Origin of the sequence: Corallococcus sp. 4LFB (genome assembly GCF_046520365.1) — a bacterium.
Lineage (GTDB): Bacteria > Myxococcota > Myxococcia > Myxococcales > Myxococcaceae > Corallococcus > Corallococcus caeni.
In genome coordinates, this window is the sequence record NZ_JBKGHJ010000908.1 from 1 (window position 1) to 1,809 (window position 1,809).

Consider the following 1,809-nt stretch of genomic DNA (forward strand, 5'->3'; position numbering starts at 1 on the left):
TGCGTGCGTCGCCGGAGAAGCTGGCCGCGCTGTGGGGCGTGCTGGCTGCCGGTGGCGCGGGCATCGCGCTGGGCCCCGCGGACCTGGGGCAGCTGCCCGTCTACGCGCCGGAAGGCGCCCGCGTGCCGGTGCTCGTCACCACGCGCGCGCTGGTGGCCTCCGTGCGCGTGGAGGCTTCGCGCGTCGTGTACGTGGAGGACGTGGACGCGTCGGGTGCGGCCTTCACCTCATCCGAGGACGCGCACGCGCTGGCGTGGCTGCTGTCCACGGGCTCCGGCCAGCCTGCCTGGGCGCTGGGCCACCGCGAGCTGTCGGAGTTCTTCACCGGTCTGGACGCGCGGCTGTCTCCGCCGGATGGCGGCGCGTGGCTGTCCGCGAGCGAGGCGTCCGCGGACCGGCCGGAGCTCGAAGCCCTGTGGGCGCTCACGCGCGGGCTGCGTGTGGTGTACCCGCCGGAGCGCATCACCGCGGGCTTGGTGAGCCTGGGGGGCGGCGGGCCTCGCGCGAAGGCGATGGACCTGAGCCTCATCTACTTCGCCAACGACGAGGACACGCTCCAGGGGCCGAAGTACGAGCTGCTACTGGAGGGCGCGAAGTTCGCGGACGCCCACGGCTTCTCCGCGGTGTGGACGCCGGAGCGGCACTTCCACTCCTTCGGCGGCCTGTACCCGCAGCCGGCCGTGGTGGCGGCGGGCCTGGCCACCGTCACGAAGCACCTGCACCTGCGCTCCGGCAGCGTGGTGCTGCCGCTGCATGATCCGCTGCTCATCGCGGAGCAGTGGTCCGTGGTGGACAACCTCTCCCAGGGTCGCGTGGGCCTGTCCGTGGCCACGGGCTGGCACACGCAGGACTTCACCTTCGCGCCGGCCAACTTCGAGAGGCGCCGTGAGATCCTCGTGGAGAAGCTGGCCACGCTGCGCGCGCTGTGGCGCGGAGAGCGGTTCAAGCGCCCCGGCGGCGCGGGCACCACCATGGAGGCGGTGCTGCGGCCCAAGCCCGTGCAGAAGGAGCTGCCGGTGTGGCTCACCGCCACGTCCAACCCGGAGACCTTCCGCATGGCGGGCGAGCTGGGCGCGGGCGTGCTCACCGGCCTGCTGTCGCACTCGCTGGAGGAGCTGAAGCCGAAGATCGCCCTGTACCGCGAGGCGTGGCGCCGCAACGGCCACCCGGGGCGCGGCCACATCACCTGCATGCTGCACACGTACCTGGGCGACGACGACCAGGAGGTGCTGCGCCTCGTGCGCCAGCCGCTGCTCGCGTACTTCCGCAGCTCGGTGGACATCGTCACGTCGCTGCTGCTCACCCAGGGGTACCAGGGTGAGATCCAGAAGCTGTCCGCGGAGGACATCGACGCGCTGCTGGAGCACACGTTCGAGAACCACGCCAAGACGACGGGCCTCGTGGGCACGGTGGACGGCGCCGTGAAGCGGCTGCGCGACGTGCGCGCGGCGGACGTGGACGAGGTGGCGGCCCTCATCGACTTCGGGCTGGAGACGCCGGTGGTGCTGGAGGGCCTGCGCCGGCTGGCGGTGGTGCGCGAGCGCATGGACGCGGAGGCCGCCGTCCGCCAGGAGCAGGTGCTGGTGGAGGCCGAGGCGGGCGTGGAAGGCCTGCTGGAGCTGGCGCGCGCGTCCGGCGCGGTGCTGGTGCACACGTCGGCCCGCCTGGCGCGCACGCTGAGCGAGCTGTCCGGAGCGCGGGAGTCCCTGGCCCACGTGGGCGCCCTGGTGGTGGAGGGCGCGGTCGGTGGAATTGGGCGGCGGCGCTGCACCGGGCCGCGGGCGTGGAGGTGTGGCTGTCCGGTGACGC

The 1,809-nt window shown here is 73.4% G+C and carries 1 protein-coding gene; it reads left to right on the forward strand.

All coding sequences use genetic code 11. From position 1 onward, the window contains the following. Positions 1–1,809 (forward strand): LLM class flavin-dependent oxidoreductase (locus tag ACLEQD_RS42660; RefSeq protein ID WP_410391689.1); only part of this gene is annotated, 1,809 nt, incomplete at both ends.